21 protein-coding genes are annotated in these 24,197 nt (G+C 63.2%); 5 read left to right on the forward strand and 16 right to left on the reverse strand.

What is annotated here, in order from left to right:
• Window positions 1-118: 118 nt before the first annotated feature.
• The 7 genes from ACFY9W_RS11340 to ACFY9W_RS11370 form a co-directional block, all read right to left on the reverse strand.
• Complete coding sequence (locus tag ACFY9W_RS11340; protein WP_391129830.1) at window positions 119-1,510, reverse strand: amino acid permease; 1,392 nt, start codon at window positions 1,508-1,510, stop codon at window positions 119-121.
• A 122-nt stretch (window positions 1,511-1,632) separates the two neighbouring features.
• Window positions 1,633-1,980: a RidA family protein gene (locus ACFY9W_RS11345; protein ID WP_300022126.1), complete on the reverse strand. Its 348-nt coding sequence runs from the start codon at window positions 1,978-1,980 to the stop codon at window positions 1,633-1,635.
• A gap of 51 nt (window positions 1,981-2,031) precedes the next feature.
• Window positions 2,032-2,748 (reverse strand): ATP-binding cassette domain-containing protein, encoded by a 717-nt coding sequence (locus ACFY9W_RS11350; protein ID WP_391129834.1) that lies wholly within the window; start codon window positions 2,746-2,748, stop codon window positions 2,032-2,034.
• Complete coding sequence (locus ACFY9W_RS11355) at window positions 2,745-3,518, reverse strand: ATP-binding cassette domain-containing protein (RefSeq protein ID WP_391129837.1); 774 nt, start codon at window positions 3,516-3,518, stop codon at window positions 2,745-2,747. The genes ACFY9W_RS11350 and ACFY9W_RS11355 overlap by 4 nt, the downstream gene beginning before the upstream one ends.
• Entirely contained in the window at window positions 3,515-4,762 is a 1,248-nt protein-coding gene (locus ACFY9W_RS11360) for an ABC transporter ATP-binding protein (protein WP_391129840.1), read from the reverse strand. Before ACFY9W_RS11360 ends, ACFY9W_RS11355 begins: the two co-directional genes overlap by 4 nt.
• Before the next feature lie 10 nt (window positions 4,763-4,772).
• The gene (locus tag ACFY9W_RS11365; RefSeq protein WP_201205212.1) at window positions 4,773-5,711 is read right to left on the reverse strand and encodes a branched-chain amino acid ABC transporter permease; all 939 of its coding nucleotides are present in this window, start codon (window positions 5,709-5,711) and stop codon (window positions 4,773-4,775) included.
• 130 nt (window positions 5,712-5,841) lie between these two features.
• Complete coding sequence (locus ACFY9W_RS11370) at window positions 5,842-6,990, reverse strand: ABC transporter substrate-binding protein (RefSeq protein WP_391129844.1); 1,149 nt, start codon at window positions 6,988-6,990, stop codon at window positions 5,842-5,844.
• Window positions 6,991-7,314: 324 nt separating this feature from the next.
• Here ACFY9W_RS11370 and ACFY9W_RS11375 point away from each other — a divergent pair, with 324 nt between their 5' ends.
• Window positions 7,315-8,040, forward strand: coding sequence for an FCD domain-containing protein (locus ACFY9W_RS11375; RefSeq protein ID WP_391129847.1), 726 nt, complete (start codon window positions 7,315-7,317; stop codon window positions 8,038-8,040).
• A 124-nt stretch (window positions 8,041-8,164) separates the two neighbouring features.
• Here ACFY9W_RS11375 and ACFY9W_RS11380 read toward each other — a convergent pair whose 3' ends face one another.
• The 9 genes from ACFY9W_RS11380 to ACFY9W_RS11420 all read right to left on the reverse strand — a co-directional run bounded on the left by ACFY9W_RS11380 (window position 8,165) and on the right by ACFY9W_RS11420 (window position 20,281).
• Entirely contained in the window at window positions 8,165-9,613 is a 1,449-nt protein-coding gene (locus tag ACFY9W_RS11380) for a succinate-semialdehyde dehydrogenase (RefSeq protein WP_391129850.1), read from the reverse strand.
• A 65-nt stretch (window positions 9,614-9,678) separates the two neighbouring features.
• Window positions 9,679-11,364, reverse strand: a complete 1,686-nt coding sequence (locus ACFY9W_RS11385) for a thiamine pyrophosphate-dependent enzyme (protein ID WP_391129852.1) — start codon at window positions 11,362-11,364, stop codon at window positions 9,679-9,681.
• Between the two features lie 24 nt (window positions 11,365-11,388).
• On the reverse strand, window positions 11,389-12,585 hold the full coding sequence (locus ACFY9W_RS11390) for an FAD-dependent oxidoreductase (RefSeq protein WP_391129855.1): 1,197 nt from the start codon (window positions 12,583-12,585) through the stop codon (window positions 11,389-11,391).
• A gap of 158 nt (window positions 12,586-12,743) precedes the next feature.
• Entirely contained in the window at window positions 12,744-13,556 is an 813-nt protein-coding gene (locus ACFY9W_RS11395; RefSeq protein WP_391129858.1) for an NAD-dependent epimerase/dehydratase family protein, read from the reverse strand.
• A gap of 26 nt (window positions 13,557-13,582) precedes the next feature.
• Window positions 13,583-14,785 carry an aminotransferase class I/II-fold pyridoxal phosphate-dependent enzyme gene (locus tag ACFY9W_RS11400; RefSeq protein WP_391129860.1) on the reverse strand — a complete coding sequence of 401 codons (1,203 nt, stop codon included), beginning with the start codon at window positions 14,783-14,785 and terminating at the stop codon, window positions 13,583-13,585.
• A gap of 3 nt (window positions 14,786-14,788) precedes the next feature.
• Entirely contained in the window at window positions 14,789-16,453 is a 1,665-nt protein-coding gene (locus ACFY9W_RS11405) for a hydantoinase B/oxoprolinase family protein (RefSeq protein WP_391129863.1), read from the reverse strand.
• A gap of 24 nt (window positions 16,454-16,477) precedes the next feature.
• Entirely contained in the window at window positions 16,478-18,553 is a 2,076-nt protein-coding gene (locus tag ACFY9W_RS11410; RefSeq protein ID WP_391129866.1) for a hydantoinase/oxoprolinase family protein, read from the reverse strand.
• Window positions 18,554-18,783: 230 nt separating this feature from the next.
• Window positions 18,784-19,539 carry an SDR family NAD(P)-dependent oxidoreductase gene (locus tag ACFY9W_RS11415; protein ID WP_391129869.1) on the reverse strand — a complete coding sequence of 252 codons (756 nt, stop codon included), beginning with the start codon at window positions 19,537-19,539 and terminating at the stop codon, window positions 18,784-18,786.
• Complete coding sequence (locus ACFY9W_RS11420) at window positions 19,532-20,281, reverse strand: SDR family oxidoreductase (protein ID WP_391129872.1); 750 nt, start codon at window positions 20,279-20,281, stop codon at window positions 19,532-19,534. Before ACFY9W_RS11420 ends, ACFY9W_RS11415 begins: the two co-directional genes overlap by 8 nt.
• Before the next feature lie 84 nt (window positions 20,282-20,365).
• Between ACFY9W_RS11420 and ACFY9W_RS11425 the strand changes: the two genes are divergently transcribed.
• From ACFY9W_RS11425 to sfnR, 4 genes are all read left to right on the forward strand, one after another.
• Window positions 20,366-20,956: a TetR family transcriptional regulator gene (locus ACFY9W_RS11425; protein WP_391129875.1), complete on the forward strand. Its 591-nt coding sequence runs from the start codon at window positions 20,366-20,368 to the stop codon at window positions 20,954-20,956.
• 252 nt (window positions 20,957-21,208) lie between these two features.
• Complete coding sequence (gene msuE / locus ACFY9W_RS11430; RefSeq protein ID WP_016711107.1) at window positions 21,209-21,769, forward strand: FMN reductase; 561 nt, start codon at window positions 21,209-21,211, stop codon at window positions 21,767-21,769.
• A gap of 9 nt (window positions 21,770-21,778) precedes the next feature.
• Window positions 21,779-22,966: an acyl-CoA dehydrogenase family protein gene (locus ACFY9W_RS11435; RefSeq protein ID WP_086975140.1), complete on the forward strand. Its 1,188-nt coding sequence runs from the start codon at window positions 21,779-21,781 to the stop codon at window positions 22,964-22,966.
• A 9-nt stretch (window positions 22,967-22,975) separates the two neighbouring features.
• Window positions 22,976-24,076 carry a sigma54-dependent transcriptional activator SfnR gene (gene sfnR, locus ACFY9W_RS11440; RefSeq protein WP_391129879.1) on the forward strand — a complete coding sequence of 367 codons (1,101 nt, stop codon included), beginning with the start codon at window positions 22,976-22,978 and terminating at the stop codon, window positions 24,074-24,076.
• Window positions 24,077-24,197: the final 121 nt, after the last annotated feature.

Consider the following 24,197-nt stretch of genomic DNA (forward strand, 5'->3'; position numbering starts at 1 on the left):
TGGGAGACCCGCTTTCGAAGTGAGAGCCTCCCACATGGATCGCATACAGCTTGGGAGAGCCGCTTTCGATGTGGGAGCCTGGCTTGCTGGCGATGGGCCGCAGAGCGGCCCCAGGGTCTCAATCCCCGTACACCACCCTGCCCGCCATGCCCAGCTGCCGCCGGGTCACGCACACCAGCAGGATGAACCCGGTCACCCCCGCCGTCATCAATGCTTCATAACGGTAGGCATCACTGACCAGCATGTACCCCAGCACCAGCAAGATGGCACCAATGACCAGCCAGGTCAGCCATGGGAACAGCCACATCTTGAAGGCCAGCTCGGTACCTTCACGCTCGGCACGTGCGCGCATGCGCAGTTGGGACACGGCAATCACCAGGTAAACCAGCAAGGCAATGGAGCCTGTGGTCGACAGCAAGAAGCTGAACACCTTCCCCGGGAACACATAGTTCACCAGGCAACCCGCAAACCCCGCCAGCGTCGACAACAGCACCGCCGCCACCGGCACACCGCTGCCCGATACCCGCCGGGTAATCGGCAACGCTTCACCGCGCGCGCCCAGCGAATACAGCATGCGTGAAGCGGTATACAGCCCGGAGTTCATGCAACTGGTTACCGCCACCAGCACCACCAGGTCGACCATCAGTTTGGCGCCGGGCACGTTGAGCACTTCCAGCACCCGCTGGAACGACCCCACCGTTTTCAACGCCGGGTCATTCCAGGCAACCAGCGACACCACCAGGAAGATCGACGCCAGGTAGAAGATGGCAATGCGGTACACAACCAGGTTGGTGGCGCGGCGAATCTTCTCCTTCGGGTTGGACGTTTCGCCGGCAGCAATGGTGACCACCTCGGCGCCGAAGAAGCAGAAGATGGTGATCAGCACGCCGCCAAGCACCGCCCCCCAACCATTGGGCACAAAGCCGCCATTGGCCCACAGCTGGCTGACGCCGGACACCTTGGCCAGCGGCCAGACACCGATCACAGCCATGCCGCCCACCACGATGAAACCGATGATCGCCAGCACCTTGACCAGGGCGAACCAGAACTCGAACTCACCGAAGTTTTTCACGCTGACCAGGTTGCTGCATGCCAGCACAGCCATGATCAGGAACGCGAACAGCCAGGAAGGTATCGACGGGAACCAGGCATGCAGGATATCCGCGCCGGCAATGGCCTCGACGGGGATGATCAGCACCCAGAACCACCAGTACAGCCAGCCGATGGTAAACCCGGCCCAAGGCCCGATGGCCTCGCCGGCATAGGTGGAAAAGGACCCGCTGTTGGGGTTGGCCACGGCCATCTCGCCCAGCATGCGCATTACCAGCAGCACCAGCAACCCGGTCATGGCGTAGGAGATGAGGATGGCGGGGCCAGCGGAGGCAATGGCGTTGGAAGAGCCAATGAACAGGCCGGCACCAATGATGCCGGCGATGGAAATCATCGAGACCTGGCGAGAAGTCAGGCCATGCTGGAGGGAACGTTGTTTTTTCGGTTGGGACGACGTCATCTGAAACCTTCGATCAGCTTCGCCGCAGCACGGGCTGCGGCGAGCCTTCTTATCATTGTGTTCGGCGAAACCCGGTGGATCGCAGTGACTGTGAACGTGCGGGGCGCATTGTCAGGCGCGCTTCAAGCTGCGGCGGTGATGATGATTTCAACCAGCATGCCGGGCTTGGCCAGGCGCGCCTGGGCGCTTGAACGTGCAGGCGCGTGCTCTTTCACCAGCCAGGCGTCCCACACCTTGTTCACTTCATCGAAGTCGCGGAAATCGTCCAACAGCAGAATGGCATTGAGGATGCGGGTCTTGTCGCTGCCCGCCTCGGCCAGCAGGCGGTCAATCTTGGCCAGCACTTCACGGGTTTGCGCCGCAGCGGACTCGCCGGGTGTGGCCACCTGGCCGGTCAGGTACACAACACCATTGTGTTTGACGGCATGGTGAATACGGGTGTCGAACCCATAACGCTCGATATCGCTCACTGCATATCTCCAGATAAATATTTCAAATGTGCTTGCTGGGGCCGCTGTGCGTTATTCGCCGAGGTAGGCCTTTTTCACTTGATCGTCATGCAGCAGCGTCTTCGCACACCCTTCCAGGGTGATGCGCCCACCATCGATGACGTAGGCGCGCTGGCAGGTCTGCAGCGCAAGCCGGGCGTTCTGCTCCACCAGCAACAGGGTCACGCCACCCTTGACCACCTCGACGATGGTCTCGAAGATTTTCTGCACGATGATCGGCGCCAGGCCCATGGACGGCTCATCGAGCAGCAACAGCTTGGGCCGGCCCATCAGCGCGCGGGAAATGGCCAGCATCTGCTGCTCCCCGCCCGACATGGTCCCGGCCAGCTGATATGCACGCTCCTTCAACCGCGGGAAGATGCCGTACATGCGCTCGATGTCGGCGCCAATGGCATCCTTGCCGTCGCGCCGGGTAAAGGCGCCCATCTCAAGGTTTTCGTGCACGGTCAGCTTGGGGAAAATGCCCCGCCCTTCTGGCACCAGTGCAAGACCTTCGCGAATCAGGTCATGGCTTTTGATCGCCGCGTGGGCCTTGCCATCGAAGGTGATGCTGCCGTCGCTGGGCTTCAGCAACCCGGCCAGGGTCTTCAGGGTGGTGGTCTTGCCGGCACCGTTGGCACCGATCAGCGCCACCATCTCGCCCTGGCCCACTTTGAGATCGATGCCCTTGATCGCCTGGATCGCGCCATAGGACACCTTCAGATCATTCACTTCCAGGATGTTGCTCATGCCACAGCCTCCGCGCCCAGGTACGCCTCGATCACTTTGGGGTCCTTGCGCACATCCGCCGGCAAGCCGTCGGCGATCTTGCGGCCGAATTCCAGCACGGTGATGTGGTCGCACAGGCCCATCACCAGCTTCACGTCGTGCTCGATCAACAGCACCGTCTTGCCATCTGCCTGCATCTTGCACATCAGTTGGCGCAGGCCTTCGGTTTCCGAGGCATTCATGCCCGCTGCCGGCTCGTCCAGGGCAATCAGCTTGGGCTCGGTTGCCAGGGCCCGGGCGATTTCCAGGCGGCGCTGGTCACCGTAGGACAGGCTCTTGGCCAGCTCACCGGCCAAGTGGCCGATGCCAACGTAGTTCAGCCAGTAACGGGCGGCCTGGCGGATCTCGCGCTCTTCACGCACGCAAGCCGGGGTGCGCAGGATGGCGCCGAACACACCACTGCGGGTGCGCACGTGGCGGCCGATCATCACGTTTTCCAGGGCGGTCATGTTGTGGAACAGGCGGATGTTCTGGAAGGTGCGGGAAATGCCGGCCTCCACCACCTTGTGCGGCTTGCTGATGCGCAGCGGTTTGCCGTCGAACATCACCCGCCCCTGCTCGGCCTTGTACAAGCCTGTGAGCACGTTGAACAAGGTAGTCTTGCCCGCGCCGTTGGGGCCGAGCAGGCCGCGGATCTCACCGCGACGAATGCTCAGGTCGATGCCGTGCAGCGCCTGCAGGCCACCAAAGAACTTGCTCACCTGATGCAGCTCAAGAAGTACGTCGCTCATGCTTTGTCCGCCTGTTTGGCCGGGTATTCGAAGGAGGCCTCGGTGGCCGGCGCCTGCACCGTAGTGCTGAGTGCTGCGGGCACCGGCGCAAGCTCCGGGTCGCTATCGTGCAGTTCGGCACGGCGGCGGTCTGACGGCCACAGGCCTTCTGGGCGAAAACGCATGACCAGGATCAGCGCCAGGCCGAACACCAGCATGCGCAGGGTCGAGGCATCCAGCACGTTGCGCAGGATGTCGCGACTGATGAACGTGACATTGTCCATCACCCAAGGCTGAATCCAGTTGACCAGGTCGCGGAACAGCTCTGGCATCACCGACAGGATCAGCGCCCCCAGCACCACGCCGCGGATTGAGCCCATGCCGCCGAGCACCACCATGGCCAGGACCATGATCGATTCCATCAGGGTGAACGACTCAGGGCTGACGAAGCCCTGGTAGCTGGAGAACAGCACACCGGATACGCCACCGAAGGTTGCGCCCATGGCAAACGCCAGCAGCTTGTGGTTGCGCTTGTTCAGGCCCATGGCCTCGGCCGCCACTTCGTCCTCGCGCAGGGCCATCCAGGCGCGGCCGATACGCGACACTTCCAGGCGTTTGGACAAAACGATGCAGAGGATGACGATGAACAGGAAGAACAGGTAATAGCTGATGACCGGCGAAACCTGCAGGCCGAACAGGCTCCAGCTTTGCTGCAAGGACCGCAGCGGCGCCGCGCCCTCGCCCGGCAGATGCATCCATGCCCCGCCGTCCACATGCAGCGGTGCGATGCTGCTGATGCCCTGGGGGCCATTGGTGATGTTCACCGGCTGATCCAGGTTGTTCATGAAAATGCGGATAATCTCGCCGAAGCCCAGGGTAACGATGGCCAGGTAGTCACCGCGCAGCTTGAGCACGGGCGCCCCGATCAACACCCCGCAGATGGCCGCAGCAATCGCCGCCAGCGGTATGATCACCCACAGCGGCCAGTCCATCACCATTTGCGTCAGCCCCGCCAGTTGCAGGTGCGGCGAGGCCAGCAACGCATACAGGTAGGCACCAATGGCATAGAAGCCGATGTAGCCCATGTCGAGCAGGCCGGCATAACCGATGACAATGTTCAGGCCCAGCGCCAACAACACGTAAAGCATGGCAAAGCCAAGAATGCGCACCCAGGTAGGGCCCAGCATCGGGATGGCTTCGATGATGAACGGCAAGGCAATGAAGCCGAGGATCAACAGCAGGTATTGGGTCTTGAGGTTTTTCATCGCGGGCTCCTCAGGCACGGTCGGCCTGGCGTTCGCCAAGCAGGCCGTTTGGCCGGAACAGCAAGACCAGGATCAACACCGCAAAGGCAAAGATGTCCTGGTAGTTGGCACCCAGGAAGCCACCGGTGAGCTGCCCGGTATACCCCGCTGCCAGCGACTCGATCAGCCCCAGCAACAGGCCACCGGCCATGGCGCCAAACAGGTTGCCGATGCCACCCAGCACCGCGGCCGAAAACGCCTTCAGGCCCAGCAACAGGCCCATGTAGGCATCCGCCTGGCCGTAGTTGACTGCGCGCATGACGCCGGCAATGGCACCCAGGCTGGCGCCGATGAGGAAGGTGGCGCTGATCACCCGGTTGATGTTGATACCCATCAACCCGGCCACTTCCTGGTTTTGCGCGGTGGCGCGCATGGCCTTGCCAAGGCGGGTCTTGTCCACCAGCAGCCACAGGCCGAGCATGATCACCACGGCAATCAGCATGATCGACAGCTGCACATTGGTGATGGTGGCGCCGAACACATCCACCGGCTGGGTTTCGACCACCTCGGGGAAGGTTTTGTAGCCGCGCCCCCAGATCATCATCGCCAGGTTCTGCAGGGCAATTGAAATGCCGATGGCAAGAATCAGCGGGGTCAGCCGCGGGGCTTTGCGCAAGGGCCGGTAGGCGTACTTCTCCATGCCCTGAGCCAGCAGCATGCACACCACCACGGCAGCCATGATCGCCAGCAGCAAGGTGATGATGCCAGGCGCAAAGCCTGCGCCGGCGAGCATCGTCAGTACGGAAATGGTCACCATGGCGCCGACCATCACCACCTCGCCGTGGGCGAAGTTGATCAGGCCGATGATGCCGTAGACCATGGTGTAGCCCAGGGCTACCAGGGCATAGATACTGCCCAGCACCAGGCCGTTGAGGACCTGTTGCAACAAGATATCGAAATTACCGTCCACGCGCTGAATCCTCGAAACTGCGTTGTCGTCGACGCGCGGCGTTGCAGCGCCACGCGACCGACAGGCCTGGCAGGTGGGAAAAGTCTTCTTGTTATGTTGCGGGCTTGCGCCCGCTTGTTATGGGTAGAACTCAGTCGCGCTCGACCGACAGGGTTTTCCAGCCACCGTCGGCAAACTGGAACACGGTCGCCGCCGGGTTTTTCAGGTTGCCCTGGTCATCAAAGGCAATGGTGCCGGTGACACCGTCGTAGCTCTGGCCCTTGAGCACCGGCAGGTAGACTTTGGGGTCGTCGGAACCGGCCTTGACCATGGCGTTGATCGCCGCCCAGGTGGCGTCATAGGCAGCCGGTGAAGACTGCACCACGCCTACGCCGAACTTGTCCTTGAGCTTCTGCTCGAACGCAGCGCCCTTCGGCATGTCCTGCAGCGGCGTGCCGTAGTTCCAGGCGTAGGTGCCTTCGGCGGCGCTGCCGGCCATTTGCTTGAACGAGTCGTTGGGCAGGTTGCCGATGTTCATGAAGCGCGCCTTCAGGCCCAGGTTCTTCATCTGCTTGGCCATTGGCGCGGCCTGGTAGTCGAGCGCAGCGAAGAACACCGCGTCGGCCTTTTGCGCCTTGGCAGTGGTGAGGATGGCGTTGAAGTCGGTGGACTTGTCGTTGGTGTACTCGCGCACCACGACGTTGCCGCCTGCCGCCTTGACCGCCTTGGTCACTTCATCGGCCAGGCCCTGGCCGTAGGCGGTACGGTCGTCGAAGATGGCAATGCGCTGGGCCTTGAGCTGGCTGACCAGGTAGTTGCCGGCATAGCGGCCAAGGGTGGCATCGTCGTTGACGGTACGGAACACCGAAGTGATGCCCTGGCGAGTCAGCGTCGGGTTAGTGGCCGACGGTGAGATCTGCGGGATGCCGGCGGCGGCGTAGATCTTCGAAGCTGGGATGCTGGTACCGGAGTTGTAATGGCCGATCACCACCGCCACTTTCGAGTCCACCAGCCGTTGCGCGACCGCAGTGCCGGTGCGCGGGTCGGCGACATCGTCTTCGGACACCAGCTTGAACTGGGCCACCTTGTCACCGATTTTCAGTTGCTGCTGGTTAGCCTCTTCGACGGCAATCTGAATGCCATGCTCGACGTCCTGTCCCTGGTGTGCCGATGGGCCGGTCAGGGGCCCGGCAAAGCCGATCCTGACAATTTCACTGTCCGCTGCGTGCGCCGCCCCCATGGCTATCAGCAAACCTACCGCGGTCGCGAGGGCTGCACGCCCTCCCTTATTGTTATTCATGCTCAGCTCCCAGTAGTAATTGGACGAACCTCGACATCGCTTACCGCATGCGAATTGGCCGGAACGCCATCGCACTTGTAAGATAACAGTCAGCAGGCAACTGTCAATGGGTGTATGCTGAAGGCGTTGTTAAATTTTTTGTAAGCACGCGTGGAGGCCCGTTCGTGGGCAAGCCCGCTCCCACAGGTCAGATGTTTGATAACATATGCCGACAACATCACCGCTGGTTGGCTACGGATCCCGCCGCAAGGGGCACGAGGGCTGCGCGCAACCTGCCGGAGAATCAACCGTGATGAGCCAATCAGTTTCAGGAGCAACTTTTCTATGAATGCGTCGTTAGGCACGCGTCGCGCCAACCTGGCGGAAACCGTGATCCAGGAGCTTTCCAGCCGCATCGACAACGGCACCTACGGCCCGGGCGACAAGCTGCCGTCCGAACAAGAGCTGTGCAAGGAATTCAACGTCAGCCGACCGGTCATCCGCGAGGCCGTTGCCTCGCTGCGCCTGGGCGGGCGCCTGATCGCCCGCCAGGGCGTGGGTGTATTCGTGGTCGAGCAAGACGTCAAACGCATCGGTTTTGCCATCGACAGCGTGGTGGATGACGTGCGCGCCGCTGCGCAGATCCTGGAGCTGCGTCTGGGTATCGAGGCCGAGTCGGTGGCGCGCGCCGCCGAGCGGCGCAGCCCGGCCAGCATGGCGGCGATCACCGAGGCGTTCGACCGGTTCAACTCGCTGGACGGCGCTTCGCAAGAGGAAGAAGCCAAGGCCGACTTCGAGTTCCACCTGGCCATTGCCCGCGCCACCAACAACCCGCACTTCACCCAACTGCTGGAAGCACTGGGGCCGGACATCATCCTCGACCTCAACCTCAAGCATGGCCAGGTGACCGGCAAGAACCGCCAGGCGCACATCAAGAAGATCGGCCGTGAGCACGGGGCGATCCTGTCGGCGATCAGCATGGGTGATGTGAACAGTGCACGCACGGCGCTGCGCAAGCACCTGGAAGAAAGCCTGTCGCGTTACCAGCGGTTGCTCGACAGCAAGGCCTGATCGTTATGCCTGCACTGGCCCCTTCGCGGGCACGCCCGCTCCCACAGGTGTCATGCATACCCTGTGGGAGCGGGCGCGCCCGCGAAGAGGCCTGCCAAGCCAACATCAGTGGTTCAGATGTACATCAAAGCCCCACGCACACGTACTTGATCTCCAGGTAATCCTCGATCCCGTAACGCGACCCTTCCCTGCCCAGCCCGGATGCCTTCACGCCACCAAACGGCGCAACCTCGGTAGCAACCACCCCGACGTTGATACCCACCATCCCGTACTCCAGCGCCTCGGACACCCGCCACACGCGCCCGACATCCTGGGTATACGCATAGCAGGCCAGGCCGAACTCGGTATCGTTGGCCTGGGCGATCACTTCCTGTTCGGTGCTAAAGCGGAAGATCGGCGCCACCGGCCCGAAGATTTCCTCACGGGCCACGCGCATACCCGGGGTAACATCGGCCAGCAAGGTGGGCTCGAAGAACGCCTCGCCCAGCGCATGCCGACGCCCACCCGTCACTACCCGCGCACCCGCCTCGACCGCCTCACCCACCAGCTGCTCCACACCACTGGCCGCACGCCCGTCGATCATCGGCCCTACCTGCGTCCCCACGGCATCGCCCTGCCCTACCACCAGTTCACCGACACGCTCGGCAAACCGCGCCACAAAGCGCTCGTAGATACCGTCCTGGATATAGAAACGGTTGGCACATACACAGGTCTGCCCGCTGTTGCGGAACTTGGCGATCAGCGCGCCTTCCACGGCCTTTTCCAGGTCGGCATCGTCGAACACGATAAACGGGGCATTACCACCCAGTTCCATGGTGACCTTCTTCACCGTCGCCGCCGATTGCTGCAGCAGCTGGATGCCGATAGGCGTCGAGCCCGTGAACGACAGCTTGCGCACCACCGGGCTGGCGGTCAGTTCGCCACCAATGGCCGCAGAATCGCCGGTAACCACGCTGAGCACGCCCGGCGGAATGCCAGCGCGCTCAGCCAGCACACACAAAGCCAAGGCGCTGAACGGCGTTTGCGATGCCGGCTTGAGCACCAGCGTGCAGCCAGCGGCCAGTGCCGGCGCAGCCTTGCGGGTAATCATCGCCGCCGGGAAGTTCCACGGCGTGATCGCCGCACACACGCCAATCGGCTCTTTGGTGACGATCAGTCGGCGGTCGGCATTGGGCGATGGAATCACATCGCCGTAGATACGCTTGCCCTCCTCGGCATAGAACTCCACGTAGGCGGCAGCAAAGGCGATTTCACCGCGGGACTCGGCCAGCGGCTTGCCCTGCTCGGCGGTCATGATGCGCGCCAGGTCTTCCTGATGGGCAAGGATTTCGCGGAACCAGGCCTGCAACCTTGCAGCGCGTTCCTTGGCCGTCAGCGCACGCCAGGCCGGCAAGGCACGCTCGGCAGCGGCGATGGCGCGGCGGGTTTCTTCGGCGCCCATGCGTGGCACGTGGCCCAGCACAACGCCCGTGGCCGGGTTGGTCACGGCAATGCGCTGACCACTGTCGGCCGGCTGCCATTTTCCGTCGATGTAGCAAACTTCACGCAGCAGATCGTGATCGGCAAGATTCATGTCGATTGGCTCGTTCGAAGACAGTAAAAAAGGTGGGGCCAGACCGCGCCCCACCTGAGGTGAAATCAGCGCTTGGCCTGCAGGGCCTTGTCGCGGATCTGGCTGAGGGTCATGCGCGGGGTCAGGGCCTCGGGGTCAACCTGGATTTCGATCAGCGCCGGCTTGCCGGACGCCTGGCAGCGTTCGAAGGCGGCGACGAAATCTTCGGTACGGGTCACCGTTTCACCATGCAACCCGTAGGCCCGCGCCAGGGCAGCGAAGTCCGGGTTGTGCAGTTCGGTACCCGAAACACGGCCTGGGTAGGTCTTCTCCTGGTGCATACGGATGGTGCCGTACATACCGTTGTTGACCACGATGGTGATGACCCGCGCATCGTAGTGCGCGGCAGTAGCCAGTTCCTGGCCATTCATCAGGAAGCAACCATCACCCGCAAAGGCCAGTACGGTTCGCTGCGGGTAGGTGAGCTTGGCCGCCACTGCCGCCGGCACGCCATACCCCATCGAGCCGTTGGTAGGCCCGAGCAGCGTGCGGAATACGCGGTGCTGGTAACCACGGTGTACCCAACCGGTGTAGTTGCCCGCACCGCAGGTGAGGATACTGTCGGCCGGCAGGTTGCTGTTCAGCCAGGCGATCACTTCGCTCATCTGCACGTCACCCGGCGAGCGCGGGGTGTCGAAGTTGCCGCGGTAGCCGCTGTTCAGGCTGGCAGTCCAGTCCTCGAAAGCCTGCGGGCGCACCGGGCCGAGGATGTTGGCCTGGCACAGGAAGCTACCAGGGCCTGCGTTGATGCCCAGGGTCGGCTGATAGACCCGGCCGATTTCTTCGGCACTGGCATGCACATGCACCAGCGCCTGCTTCGGCGTCGGGATGTCGACCAGGGCGTAACCACCGGTGGTCATCTCGCCAAGGCGTGCGCCAACCACGATCAGCAGGTCGGACTGCTTCACTGCCTCCACCAGTACCGGGCCGGCTGCGAGACCCAGGTCACCGGCGTAGTGCGGGTCGGTGTTGTCGAACAGGTCCTGGCAGCGGAACGAGGCGGCCAGCGGCAGGTTCTGGGTGTGCACGAACGCCTTCAGGTCGGCCACGGCCTCGGCCGTCCAGCCGCCACCACCGGCAACCACCAGCGGCCGCTCGGCCTTGGCCAGCAATTGCTGCAGCTCGCCCAGGGCTTCAGGCGCCGGCGCCGCCTCGACGCGCTTGGCCGGGCGGGCATCAGGCACCTGCACCAGGTCGGTCAGCATGTCTTCAGGCAGCGCCACCACCACCGGCCCCGGGCGGCCGCTGATGGCGCGCTGGAAGGCCTGGTTGACCAGCTCTGGAATGCGCGCGGCATCGTCGATCTGCACCACCCATTTGGCCATCTGGCCGAACATGCGGCGGTAGTCCACCTCCTGGAAGGCTTCGCGCTCGATCTGGTCGCGGGCCACCTGGCCGATGAACAGGATCATCGGCGTGGAGTCCTGGAACGCCGTGTGCACGCCCACCGAGGCGTTGGTCGCACCCGGGCCGCGGGTGACCATGCAGATACCCGGCTTGCCGGTCAGCTTGCCGTAGGCCTCGGCCATGTACGCTGCACCACCTTCCTGGCGGCAGACGATCAGGTCGATCTCATCCTGCACGTCGTGCAGCGCATCGAGCACCGCCAGGTAGCTTTCGCCCGGCACGCAGAAGGCACGCTCTACACCGTTGACCCGCAAAGCATCGACCAGGACCTGCCCGCCGCTGCGTACCACTGTGTTGTTGCTCATTGTTATTCTCCTTCAGGCGCGCGGTCAGATGACCGAGTCTTCCAGGAACGGCTTGTTGTCGATGACTCGCTGATAGGACAGCGCACCCAGGTCCAGCGAACGGTAGCCACCGTAGGTAATCAGCTCGGACAGGCCACGGCCGATGGCCGGCGCCTGCTGCAGGCCATGGCCACTGAAGCCGTTGCAGAACAGGAAGTTGCCGACTTCGTTGTGCGGGCCGACGATGGCGTTGTGGTCCAGCACGCAGAAGTCGTAATGCCCGGCCCAGAAGTTGACCACCTTGATGCCTTCGAATGCCGGTACGCGCTCGGCCAGGATCGGCCAGACTTCTTCGTCGAACTCGTCGTGCATCACGTCGAAGTCCTCGAAGTCCACTTCCGGGTCATGCTTGGGATAGGTGCCACCCAGGTAGAACTTGCCCTCTGGGCGGAAGAACACGCCGGTCGGGTCGATGGTCAGCGGCACGGTGCCTTCCAGCGGGGTACGGCAGTCGAACACGAACAGCGAACGGCGGCGCGGCTCGACCGGGATATCCAGGCCAGCCATGCGTGCGACCTTGGTGCCACGGGTGCCGGCGCAGTTCACCAGCATGCCGCAGCCGATGCGTTCACCACTGGCCAGTTGCACGCCAGTGATGCGGTCGCCTTCACGCTGGATGGCGACCACTTCGTTTTCGATGTACTCGATGCCCATCGAACGCGCCTTGCGGCGGAAGCCGTTGAGCATGCCGAGGCTGTCGAACCAGCCTTCGCCGGTCTGGCCGTAGCTGGCGCCAGCCAACGTGTCGATGTTCACCCAAGGGAACTTGCGCTTGAGCTGCTCGGGGTCCAGCAGGTGCACATCGGCGCCATGCGACACCTGGGTGTCGTGCAGGCGGCGCAGCACTTCGTAACCCTTGTTGTCGCCCAGGAACAGGTAGCCGTTCTCGTGGAAGGCCAGGTCCGGGCGGTCACCCTCCACTTCCATGAGGTCGGGGAAGTTGCGCACGAATTCGGCGCCGAACTTCGAGATTTCGATGTTGATCGGGTTGGAGAACTGCTGGCGGATCGAGCTGCTTGAAAGCGCGGTGGCCGACTTGTTGTAGGTCCAGTCGCGCTCGATGACCAACAGCGAGCCTTTGAAGTCCGGGTTGTTGGCCAGGAAGTAGGCGGTGGCGCTGCCGTTGACGGCGCCGCCGACGATCACCACATCGTAATTCTGTTGTTTTGCGGTGGAAGCCATGGAGTTAGCTCTCTTCTGATGTTGCGCTGATCACAAAATGCAGATCTGCCTGTACCGGCCTCATCGCCGGCAAGCCAGCTCCCACAGGTATTGCACACAGCTCAGGCTCCGCGCCGTACCTGTGGGAGCTGGCTTGCCGGCGATAGGGCCGGTACAGGTCATTTCGGGTCTTCGAAGTGGCCGGCGCCGGCGAAGTTGCCGCCGTGGTAGCGGGCCGCCGGCTCATTCGGGTCAAGCGGCGGATGTTCGGCCAGCACTTTCTCGCGGTAGTCGTCGGCACTGTCCTGCGGCACATAGCCAATCGACGAAGCCAGGCGGTTGTCCCACAGGCTTTCGCGGTTATCGGACATGCCGTAGACGATCATGTGGCCGACCCGCGGCGCCAGCAGCGAGCGCTCGGTAAGCTGAGCGAAGTCGTCGAACGACAGCCAGGTGGCGAGCATGCGACGGTCCAGCGGCTCGGGGAACGACGAACCGATGCGCAGGTTCACCGACTCGATGGCGAACTTGTCCCAGTAGTAACGGCCCAGGTCCTCGGCAAAGCACTTGCTGACGCCGTACAGGCTGTCTGGCCGATGCGCAGCGGTGGCATCGATGGTTTCGGTGCGGTCGTAAAAGCCGATGGCGTGGTTGGAGCTGGTGTACACCACCCGCTTCACACCATTGCGACGGGCCGCTTCGTAGATGTTGTAGGTGCCGACGATGTTGCCGTTGAGGATCTTCTCGAAGGTGTCTTCAACCGGCACCCCACCGGCATGCACGATGGCATCCACGCCTTCGGTCAACGGCAGCACGTCCGCGAAGTTGCCCAGGTCGCAACGGATCAATTCTTCGTGCGACGCAGCGTGGCCCAGGTCGGCGATGTCGGTCAGGCGCAGTTCGTCGGCGAACTGGGCCAGGTGCTTGCGCAGCACGCTGCCCAGGCGCCCGGCGGCGCCGGTGATCAGCAGGCGTTTGAATGGCTTGCTCATGGTCTACCTCTATTCAATTCGTTTGATCAGGCCAGCGCTGCGAAGGCTTCGCGCAGCTGGCCCAGTGCCTGCTCCAGTTCCTGGCGCGAGGTGGCGAAGGACAGGCGCACGTAAGGCTCCACACCGAACGCCGAACCTGGCACGGTGGCTACCTTGCCCACCCGCAACAGGTAGGCCGACAGCTCGGTGTCATTGCTGATCACCTGCCCGTCTGGCGTGCGCTTGCCAATGAAGGCACTGACCTCAGGGAAGGCGTAGAACGCACCCTGCGGCATCTGCAGCTTCAGGCCCGGGATCTGCGCCAGGCCGTCCACCACCAGCGCGCCACGCGCCTGGTACTCACGGTTGGCATCGCGCACGAAGTCCTGCGGGCCGTTCAGTGCCGCCACCGCCGCCAACTGCGAGATGCTCGACGGGCAAGTGGTGGTCTGCGACTGGGTCTTGTTCATGGCCACGATCAGGTCTTTAGGCCCTGCTGCGTAACCCAGGCGGTAGCCGGTCATGGCGTAGGCCTTGGACACCCCGTTGATCAGCAGCGTGCGCTCGCGCAATTGCGGGCACGCCGTGACGAACGACACGAACGGCTGGTCGCCAAGCACGATGTGCTCGTAGATCTCGTCCGAGATCACCAGCACGTTGGGGTGGCGCTCCAGCACCTTGCCCAGTGCTGCAAACTCTTCACGGGTGAAGATCGCCCCGCTCGGGTTGTTCGGCGAGTTCAGCATCACCCAGCGCGTACGCGGGGTGATGGCGGCCTCCAGTTGCTCCGGGGTAACCTTGAAACCCTGCTCGGCACCGCACGGGATAACCACCGGCACACCGCCGTTGAGCATCGCCATGTCGGTGTACGACACCCAGTACGGCGCCGGGGTGACGACTTCATCACCTTCTTCCAGCGTGGCCAGGAAGGCGTTGAACAGCAGTTGCTTGGCGCCGTTGCCTACGCAGATTTCGTCCAGGCCATAGGCCAGGTCGTTTTCCCGGGCGAACTTGTCGACGATGGCCTGGCGCAGGCTCTCCATGCCGTTGGGCGCGGTGTAGTGGTTGTTGCCCGCCAGCATGGCCTGGTACGCAGCCTCGATCACGTGGGCCGGAACGTTGTAGTCCGGCTCGCCCAGCGCGAGGTTGATGACTGGCTCACCTTTGGCCAGCATTTGCTTGGCCAGCACCGACACGGCCATGCTCGGCGAGCTTTTTACCGCTTTGACGCGGCTGCTTTGCACGTCCATCGCTCAACGCTCCTTGGCGGCTTCGAAGCCGTAGTCGTCACGCGCCTGTTCGGCGCTGATGTAGCCGTAGCGCAGGTCGCGCTCGACCAACTGGCGCTCACGCTGACGCGGGTCGCCATAACCACCGCCACCCGGCAGGCGCAGCACCAGGCGACGCTCGGCGGGCACGAATTGCTGGCCCTTGCCGCGCAGCACGCTGCCGTCGTCCAGGCCGACAAAGCCTTCGGCACCCTCCTGGCCGCCTTCCAGGCCACGGGCCGGGTACTGGATACGGTCGAACATGGCGCTGAAGCGGAAGCTGTAGCCCTCACTGGCCGATACTTCGATTTCCTGGCCCAGGCCGCCGCGCAGCTGGCCGGCACCACCGGAACCTTCACGCAGCTCCTTGCGCCAGACCACCACGGGGCCGGCGTGCTCGGTCGCTTCCACCGGCATGGTGTGCACCCCGCTCGGGAACGCAGTAGCGCTCAGGCCGTCCATCGCCGAACGCGCGCCCATGCCGCCGCTGTTGAACATCAGCATTTCGGCGTTGCGGCCATTCGGGTTGCTTTCCAGCGGGCGCACGCTCAGGTGCAGGTTCCACAGGGCACTGGCGCCCTCGGCTGGCACCTTGCCTGGCAGGCACTTGTGCAGCGCACCGAGTACCAGGTCAGGCACGAAGTGACCGAGCACATGGCGCACAGACACCGGCGCCGGGTGCTTGGCATTGAGGATGCAGCCTTCGGGTGCCGTCACCTCGAACGGTGCCAAGGATGCAGTGTTGTTCGGGATCTCTGGCGCAACGATGCACTTGAGGCCGTAGCAGGCATAGGCCTTAGCGTAGCCCAACGGCACGTTGATGCCGAACTGGCTCATGCCCGACGTACCGGTGAAGTCGCTCTGGATGCCATCCGGGCCAACGGTGATGGTCACCGCCAAGGTAACCGGCACGTCATAGCCGTCGAGGGTCATGCTGTTGCTGTAGGTGCCGTGCGGCAGCGACTTGAAGCATTCCAGGGTGGCACGGCGGCTGTGTTCGAGGATGAACCCGCCGATGTGCTCCAGGTCGTCCAGCTGGAACTCTTCAAGCATGTCCAGCAGGCGCTTGTGGCCGGTTTCGTTACAGGCCGACAGGGCATAGAAGTCACCCACTACCCGGTCATTCTCACGCACGTTGTTGCGCAGGATGTTGATCAGGTCGCGGTTGACGTTGCCACGCTCGAACAGCTTCATGATCGGGATGAACAGGCCTTCTTCGTAGACCTCACGGGCATCCGGGCCAAAGCCACGGCCACCGATGTCGACCACGTGGGCGGTACTGGCGAAGTAGCCGATCAGCTTGCCCTTGTAGAAAGACGGCGAAACGATGGTGATGTCGTGCAAGTGGCCGGTACCCTTCCACGGGTCGTTGGTCACGTACACGTCACCTTCGAAGATGTTGTCTTCGCCGATGTCCTTGATGAAGTGCACCACCGCCTCGGCCATGGTGTTGACGTGGCCCGGGGTGCCGGTGACCGCTTGGGCCAGCATGTTGCCGGCGCGGTCGAAGACACCGGCCGACAAGTCGCCAGCCTCGCGCACACTGGTGGAGAAGGCAGTGCGGATCAGGGTCAGGGCCTGTTCTTCGACCACCGAGACCAGGCGGTTCCACATCACCTGCATTTGAATGTCGATCAACGTATCGCTCATGTTCAGCTCTTCCGAATTCAGGCGTTAGCGGCGCACAACCAGCAGGCAGCCGTCTGGCTGGACCGTGGCGGTGAAGTTGGAGGTGACGAAGGTCGAGGTTTCGCGCTCGACGATGATCGCCGGGCCGTCGACACGGGCACCGACCTGCAGCTCTTCGCGCGAGTGGATACCGGCGTCGACGAAACCGCCGGCAGCCACGTCGAACACCTGGCGGCGGGCAACTTCCTGCGAGCGGTACACAGCGCCGACAGTTTCGATATGCTCCACCGGCGGCAGCGGCGAACTGGCGCGCACCGACCAGCTGACGATCTCGATGTCCGGGCCTTCGATCGGGCGGCCAAAGAAGCGGGTGTAGGCCTCTTCGAACAAAGCCTTGAACTGCACGATATCGGCAGCGGTGAAGGCCTTGAACGGCAGCGCCACGGGGATTTCCCAACCCTGCCCCACATAACGCATGAATGCGGTGCAGTCCATTTCTGGCTCACCTTCAGGCATGCCCTGGCGCAGGAAGCCCAGCGACTCTGCTTTCATCTCTTCGATCAGCGCGTTCACCGCCGCGGCATCGAACTCCGACAGGCGTACAAAGGCGCTGCGCACGGCTTCGTAACCAAACGGTGCACGCAGGAAGCCGATGGCCGAACCCACACCGGCACCGGCCGGAACGATGAACCGCGAAACACCCATCTTTTCGCACAGCCGTGCGGCATGCAGCGGGCCGCCACCCCCGAAGGTGATCATGGTGTAGTCGGCGATGTCCTTGCCGCTTTCCACTGCGTGCACGCGGCCGGCGTTGGCCATGTTCTCGTCGACCACTTCGCACACGCCGAACGCGGCGGTGTCAGCCTGCAGGCCCAGTGGCTGGCCAATGACCCGGGCCATGGCGCTGGCACCATTTTCCGTGGACAGGCGCAGCGCACCACCGGCGAAGTTGTCGGCATCGAGGCGGCCGAGCAGCAGGTTGGCGTCGGTGATGGTCGGCTCCAGGCCGCCACGGCCGTAGCACGCAGGGCCTGGCTCGGAGGCGGCACTGTGCGGGCCGACACGAATCTGGCGCATGCTGTCGATGCTGGCAATCGAACCGCCACCGGCGCCGATTTCGACCATTTCCACCACCGGGATGGAAATTGGCATGCCGCTGCCCTTCTTGAAGCGGTAGGTACGGGCCACCTCGAAGGTTTTCGCGGTTTTCGGCACCTGGTCTTCGATCAGGCAGATTTTTGCCGTGGTGCCACCCATGTCGAACGACAGCACGTTTTCCAGCTGGTAACGGCGGGCGATATCGGCGGCGAAGATCGCGCCACCGGCCGGGCCGGACTCAACCAGGCGCACCGGGAACTCGGCAGCGCTCTGCACCGAGATGATGCCGCCGCCGGAGTGGATCATGAACACCGGGCAATCGGCGCCTTCTTGCTTCAAGGTCACCACCAGGCGGTCCAGGTAGGACTTGATCAGCGGTTTGACGTAGGCGTTGGCGCATACGGTGTTGAAGCGCTCGAACTCGCGCATCTGCGGCGAGACTTCGCTGGAAATCGAGATCGACAGGTTTGGCAGGCGCGCCTGCAGGGCATCACGCAACTGGCGCTCATGGGCACCGTTGACGTAGCTGTGGATGAAGCCGATGGCGACGCTCTCGTAGTTACCTTCGGCGATGCGCTCGACCAGGGCATCGATCTCGGCCTGCGCAGGGGCGATCAGTACACGGCCTTTGACGTCCAGGCGCTCACGCAGGGTGAAGCGGTTTTCGCGGTCGATCAGCGGCGGAGGCAGGACGATATTGATGTCGTACTGCTCGAAACGGTTCTCGGTGCGCATTTCGAGGGTGTCACGGAAACCCTCGGTAGTAATGAAGGCGGTGCGTGCGCCACGGCGCTCGATCAGGGCGTTGGTGGCCAGGGTGGTGCCATGGATCAGCTGATCGATGTCGGAAAGCGCCAGGCCGGCCTGCTCTACCACCTGGCGTACGCCGGTGAGGATGGCCCGCTCAGGCAGCTCGTAGTCGGTCAGGATTTTGGTGGAGTGCAGCACGCCGTCCACGTCCAGCGCGATATCGGTGAAAGTGCCGCCTATGTCCACGCCGACCCGGCATGATGTCGCAGTCATCGTCATATCCCCTGCAATGCTTTGTAGTTGTTTCGACCTACGGAAACGGTCTTCATGTAAGTTATATGTTGTCTTACAGGTGGTCAAGCACCTATTTACTGATATTGGCGTTTCCCGTGCTGGCCCTTTCGCGGGCTCGCCCGCTCCCACAGGTACAGCGCAACGCTCAGGACCTGCGCTGACCCTGTGGGAGCGGGTTTACCCGCGAAAGGGCCAGCGCAGGCAACCGATCAACCGGCGGTCTTGACCATCCGCCCGCCACCTACCGCCTGCGCCGTGGGGAACACTTCCAGTCGCGACACATCCACCTGCCGCGGCATCTTCAAGGCCGCCAGCAACAGCTCGGCAATATCCTCCGGCTGGATGGACTCATAGCCGTCATACAGTTCGCTACCCGCCGCCTGCATGCCCATCGCACTCTTGTAGAGCTGGGTCTGCACCCGGCCAGGGGCAATTTCGGTTACCCGCACGCCGCTGCCCAGCAGGTCACAGCGCAACGCATCACAGAACAGGCTCACACCAGCCTTGGAGGCGCCATACACCGCAGCCCCCGGGTGCGGCGCACGGCCGGCGCTGGAGCCGATGAAAAACAAGTGCCCCCTGCCCCGGCCGACCATGCCCGGCAATACTTGCCGCGCTAGGTGCAGCGGCGCCTTGAGGTTGATGTCGAGCATGTTGTCGATCTCGGCCTCGTCAATGTCCTGGAACGCTGCACGGGTCGAAAGGATGCCCGCGTTGTTGACCAGCACATCAATCGTCTGCCCTTCCAGCGCGGCGCTCAACGACCGGTAGTCACGCACATCCGCCTGCAAGGTGGTCACGCCCGGCTCACTGGCAAGCTCGGCCAGGGCTTCGGGGCTGCGCCCCACGGCAATCACCTGCAGGCCGGCATTGCGCAGCGCCAGCACGATGGCCTTGCCGATACCGCTGGTAGCCCCGGTCACCAGCGCGCGCTGGTAGCCCTCGGGGAATGCGACTTCAGGCATAGATGTAACCCCCGCTGACAATCACGTTTTCACCCGTGGCGTAGCTGTTGCGGCTGCTGCCCATCATCACGATCCATTCGGCAATTTCCGCAGGCTCTGCCGCGCGACCCAGTGGGTTGGCCGCTGCCAGCTCGCCCAGGAAGCCAAGCTGCTTGGCGCGCTCGGTGGCGAAACCGGCCGGTGCCACCGAGTTGACCAGGATCTGGTCCTTGGCGCAGGCCTGGGCGAAGGATTTGGTCAGGCTGACCACCGCCGCCTTGGTCGCTGCATAGTGGGCGTTTTGCGGGTGGGCCTTGAATGCATCCACCGACGTGACGTTCACGATCCGCCCGGTTACCGCAGGGGCGGCGACGTACTGCTGCATGTGGCGCACCGCAGCAACCATCATGTGGTAAGTGCCCTTGATGTTGACGGCGTTTTCCAGGTCCCACTCTTCGTCGCTGATCTCGAAGATGTCCTGGCGCGGGTAGATGGCCGCACTGTTGACCAGGCAATGCACCCGACCCAGGCCTTCGACGATCTGGGCGAAGGCTGCGTGAGCGGTATCCCTGCGGGCAATGTCACCCACCGCGATCGCCACCTCAGCGCCCTGCCCGCGCAGCTCTTCTGCCGCTTGTACCAACAATTGCTCGTTACGGTCGATCAGGCCGATCTTGCCGGCGCCACGCTTCACCATCAGCCGGGCTGTTTCCAGGCCCAGACCCGAGGCACCACCTACGATCACCACCGTTTGATTATCCACAAAACACCTCCGCGATTGAGTCTTTACGTAAGATGCCTGTTGTCTTACATTTGGTCAAATATCAATTCGCCGACAGGTGCTTCCATGCCCGCCTCCAGCCTTTCGCCCGTACCCACCCCGCATGCCCGGGACCGCTTGCTGGATGCGGCCAGTGCGTTGTTTGCCAGCCATGGCTACCAGGCTATCGGGTTGCGCGACCTGGCCAGCCACCTGGGCCTGCGCGCCGGCTCGCTGTATCACCACATCGAGAGCAAACAGGGGCTGCTGTTCGAACTGATCGAGTCGAGCCTGACCGACCTGCTGTATGAAACCCGACAATGCCTCAAAGGCGCCCGAGCCACCAGTGAACGCTTGCCCTGTTTTGTGCAGGCCTTTGTGACTTATAGCCAGGCCAACCCGGACAAACTGGTGTTGCTGACACGCGAGGCCATGAACCTGAACGAAGACCAACTGTTGCAGGTGGAACAGTTGAAAGCGGAATACAGTGGGCTACTCAGCGACATCGTCGCCGCCGAGTGCGGCCTGACAGCACCGCGTGCGCGATCGATTGCCCACGCGGTGCTGGGCTTGCTGTGCGGCCAGGCCCAATGGGGAACCGTCATGACCGCCAGGGAGCAACTGGTAACCTTCGTACAGGGCATTGTCGGCACCGGTAAAACGGTTGCACATCAGTAAAATGGAATAACAATATGAATTCTTATTCTTTTTTCAATGAAGATAAATCCTCTATAAATCTCCCCACTGCACAGCCGCCAACACTTGGCCAACTGTTTGCAGCGCAACACCCAATCAACACGAAACGCCCTACCGGCAACAGCAGCGAATCTTCGCAAAACTGCTAACTTGTTGATTTAAAGGATAATTAAAACCCGGCACGACGATTGCTCAAGCAAAGTCCCCCGCTCACCCGAACCGGAGACTCTGCCCATGAGCACCCCACTGAACGTCGTAGCCCTGTCTGGCGGCACCTCCCGCCCATCGCGCACCCTGGCCCTGACCGAAGCGATCCTCGCCGAACTGGCCGAGCACCTGCACATCAAGCCGCACCTGATCGAACTGGGTGACATCGCCCGCCCACTGGGCAGCGCCCTGTGGCGCAGCGAACTGCCCGACACCGTCGAACAGCAACTGCGCCTGGTGGAAAAGGCCGACCTGCTGGTGGTCACCACGCCCGTGTACCGCGGCAGCTTTACCGGCCACTTCAAGCACCTGTTCGACCTCATCGGCCAGGACGCCCTGGTCGACACCCCGGTATTGCTCGCCGCCACCGGTGGCAGCGAACGCCACGCACTGGTCCTCGACCATCAACTGCGCCCGCTGTTCAGCTTCCTGCAAGCCCTGACCCTGCCCATCGGCGTGTTCGCCAGCCAGGCAGAGTTGGCCGACTACCGCGTGTCCAGCGATGCGCTCGCTGCCCGTATCCGCCTGGCCGCAGAACGTGCCGTGCCACTGTTCGGCGCCCACCACGCGCTGCGTAAAAGCGCCTGAGGAGCGGCCATGAATGCACCTGTGAATACTCCCCTGCGCCCGGCCCTGGCCATCGCCCGTGAACTGGCCGGGCAGTTTGCCCAGACTGCCGTCGAGCGCGATGAACGCGGCGGCACGCCGAAAGCCGAGCGTGATGCCCTGCGTGACAGCGGTCTGCTGTCGCTGGTGATCCCGCAGGCCTTCGGCGGCCAGGGCGCCAACTGGCACGACACCTTCGCAGTGGTGCGCGAATTCGCCCGGGTCGACAGTTCCATTGCCCATGTCTTCGGCTTCCACCACCTGATGCTGGCCACCGTGCGCCTGTTCTCGCGCCCGGACCAGTGGCAACCGTGGTTCGAACAGACCGCCCGCAAACAGTGGTTCTGGGGCAATGCCCTGAACCCGCTGGACACCCGCACCGTGGTCAAGCACTTCGACGGCTGGTGCGAGTTTTCGGGCAAGAAAAGCTTCTGCTCCGGCGCCAGCGACTCGGAAATGCTCATCGCCTCGGCGGTGGACGAACGTGCCGGCGGCAAGCTGCTGATTGCCGCCATCCCCAGTGGCCGCACCGGCATAAGCCTGCACCGCGACTGGAACAACATCGGCCAACGCCAGACCGACAGTGGCAGCGCCACCTTCGAACGGGTACGGGTAGAGCACAATGAACTGCTGCTCGACCCGGGCCCCCTGAGCACACCGTTCGCCGCGCTGCGCCCGCTGATTGCCCAGTTGCACTTCGCCAACCTGTTCCTCGGCATTGCCGAGGGCGCCTTCGACGAGGCCCGCCAGTACACCCTCAAGGAAAGCCGGCCGTGGTTCCGCTCAAGCGCTGCCAGCAGTGCCGAAGACCCTTACGTGCTGCGCCATTACGGCGAGTTCTGGGTCGGCCTGGAAAGCGTACGCCTGCTGATCGAACGGGCCGCGCGTCAGCTGGATGCCGCCTGGGCCAAGGAACACGCCCTCACGGCTGAAGAGCGTGGCGACCTGGCCCTGGCCATCGGTACCGCCAAGGTCGCTGCCAGCCGCCACGGCCTGGACATCTGCAACCGCCTGTTCGAGGTCACCGGCGCTCGCGCCACCCATGCTTCGCTGCGCTTCGACCGCCATTGGCGCAACCTGCGCACGCAAACCCTGCACGACCCGGTGGACTACCGCATCCACGAACTTGGCGAGTGGGCCCTCAACGACAAGCGCCCTGCCCCATCCTTCTATTCCTGAGGATTGCCCATGCAACTGCTGACCCTCCCCCCGTCACCGACACTGGCTACCTCGATCAGGGCGACCGCACAGGTCTTCGAAGACCCCAGGTCGCAGGCGCTGCTCGCCCACTTGCAACAGGTCGCCCCCAGCGAGGCCAGCGTCCTGATCATTGGCGAAACCGGCACGGGCAAGGAGCTGGTCGCACGCCACATCCACAACCTCAGCGGCCGGCGCAACGGCCCGTTCGTGGCGGTCAACTGCGGGGCGTTTTCCGAGTCGCTGGTAGAAGCCGAGCTGTTCGGCCATGAAAAAGGCGCCTTCACCGGCGCCCTGGCGGCCAAGGCCGGATGGTTCGAGGAGGCCAACGGCGGCACGCTGTTCCTCGACGAAATCGGCGACCTGCCCCTGCCGATCCAGGTCAAGCTGCTACGCGTGCTGCAAGAGCGCGAAGTGGTGCGGCTTGGCTCGCGCAAGAGCATCCCGATCAATGTGCGGGTACTGGCGGCAACCAACGTACAGCTGGAAAAGGCCATCAACGCCGGGCATTTCCGTGAAGACCTGTACTACCGGCTGAACGTGGTGACGTTGCAGTTGCACCCGCTGCGTGACCGCCCGGGCGATATCCTGCCGCTGGCCCGGCACTTCATCCGCAGCTACAGCGACCGGCTGGGCTATGGGCCGGTGGAGCTGAGCCCCAAGGCCCAGGCCAAACTGGTGGAGTACAGCTGGCCGGGCAATATCCGCGAACTGGAGAACGTGATTCACCACAGCTTGCTCACCTGCGGCGACGGCACGGTGCAGGCGCAGGACCTGCGCTTGTCCAACCTGCGCATCGAGCGACCAGAGGAAGAACACGCGGGCAATGGTGTGGACGACTTGTTGCAGCGGGCGTTCAGCCGGCTGTACGAAGAGCAGCCGGGCGACCTGTACGAGAAGGTGGAAAATGCCCTGCTACGCTCGGCCTACCGGTTCTGCCACTACAACCAGGTGCATACCGCGCAGTTGCTGGGGTTGTCGCGCAACATCACACGCACACGGCTGATTGCCATTGGCGAACTGGTGGTGAACAAGCGGCGCGGGCAGGAACAGCAGGGACTGGATAACCGGGTGGTGCGGTTGTCGATCTGAGCCTTGCAGTGCCTGCACTGGCCTCTTCGCGGCTAAAGCCGCTCCCACAGGTACAGTGCAGGGCTCCCGAACCGGGAGGTCTGTGGAGGCAATCCATCCATACCTGCAATTTTTGTCAGTA

Origin of the sequence: Pseudomonas sp. NPDC008258 (assembly GCF_042956345.1) — a bacterium.
In the GTDB taxonomy this organism is placed as follows: Bacteria; Pseudomonadota; Gammaproteobacteria; order Pseudomonadales; family Pseudomonadaceae; genus Aquipseudomonas.

Excerpts from the sequence above, each read along its gene's own strand:
- msuE (WP_016711107.1), top strand. The coding sequence starts at position 21,209 with ATGAGCACCCCACTGAACGTCGTAGCCCTGTCTGGCGGCACCTCCCGC.
- ACFY9W_RS11390 (WP_391129855.1), bottom strand. The coding sequence starts at position 12,585 with ATGGCTTCCACCGCAAAACAACAGAATTACGATGTGGTGATCGTCGGC.
- ACFY9W_RS11400 (WP_391129860.1), bottom strand. The coding sequence starts at position 14,785 with ATGGACGTGCAAAGCAGCCGCGTCAAAGCGGTAAAAAGCTCGCCGAGC.
- ACFY9W_RS11350 (WP_391129834.1), bottom strand. The coding sequence starts at position 2,748 with ATGAGCAACATCCTGGAAGTGAATGATCTGAAGGTGTCCTATGGCGCG.
- ACFY9W_RS11395 (WP_391129858.1), bottom strand. The coding sequence starts at position 13,556 with ATGAGCAAGCCATTCAAACGCCTGCTGATCACCGGCGCCGCCGGGCGC.
- ACFY9W_RS11415 (WP_391129869.1), bottom strand. The coding sequence starts at position 19,539 with ATGCCTGAAGTCGCATTCCCCGAGGGCTACCAGCGCGCGCTGGTGACC.
- ACFY9W_RS11435 (WP_086975140.1), top strand. The coding sequence starts at position 21,779 with ATGAATGCACCTGTGAATACTCCCCTGCGCCCGGCCCTGGCCATCGCC.
- ACFY9W_RS11375 (WP_391129847.1), top strand. The coding sequence starts at position 7,315 with ATGAATGCGTCGTTAGGCACGCGTCGCGCCAACCTGGCGGAAACCGTG.
- ACFY9W_RS11385 (WP_391129852.1), bottom strand. The coding sequence starts at position 11,364 with ATGAGCAACAACACAGTGGTACGCAGCGGCGGGCAGGTCCTGGTCGAT.
- sfnR (WP_391129879.1), top strand. The coding sequence starts at position 22,976 with ATGCAACTGCTGACCCTCCCCCCGTCACCGACACTGGCTACCTCGATC.
- ACFY9W_RS11360 (WP_391129840.1), bottom strand. The coding sequence starts at position 4,762 with ATGAAAAACCTCAAGACCCAATACCTGCTGTTGATCCTCGGCTTCATT.
- ACFY9W_RS11380 (WP_391129850.1), bottom strand. The coding sequence starts at position 9,613 with ATGAATCTTGCCGATCACGATCTGCTGCGTGAAGTTTGCTACATCGAC.
- ACFY9W_RS11355 (WP_391129837.1), bottom strand. The coding sequence starts at position 3,518 with ATGAGCGACGTACTTCTTGAGCTGCATCAGGTGAGCAAGTTCTTTGGT.
- ACFY9W_RS11370 (WP_391129844.1), bottom strand. The coding sequence starts at position 6,990 with ATGAATAACAATAAGGGAGGGCGTGCAGCCCTCGCGACCGCGGTAGGT.
- ACFY9W_RS11425 (WP_391129875.1), top strand. The coding sequence starts at position 20,366 with ATGCCCGCCTCCAGCCTTTCGCCCGTACCCACCCCGCATGCCCGGGAC.
- ACFY9W_RS11410 (WP_391129866.1), bottom strand. The coding sequence starts at position 18,553 with ATGACTGCGACATCATGCCGGGTCGGCGTGGACATAGGCGGCACTTTC.
- ACFY9W_RS11405 (WP_391129863.1), bottom strand. The coding sequence starts at position 16,453 with ATGAGCGATACGTTGATCGACATTCAAATGCAGGTGATGTGGAACCGC.
- ACFY9W_RS11340 (WP_391129830.1), bottom strand. The coding sequence starts at position 1,510 with ATGACGTCGTCCCAACCGAAAAAACAACGTTCCCTCCAGCATGGCCTG.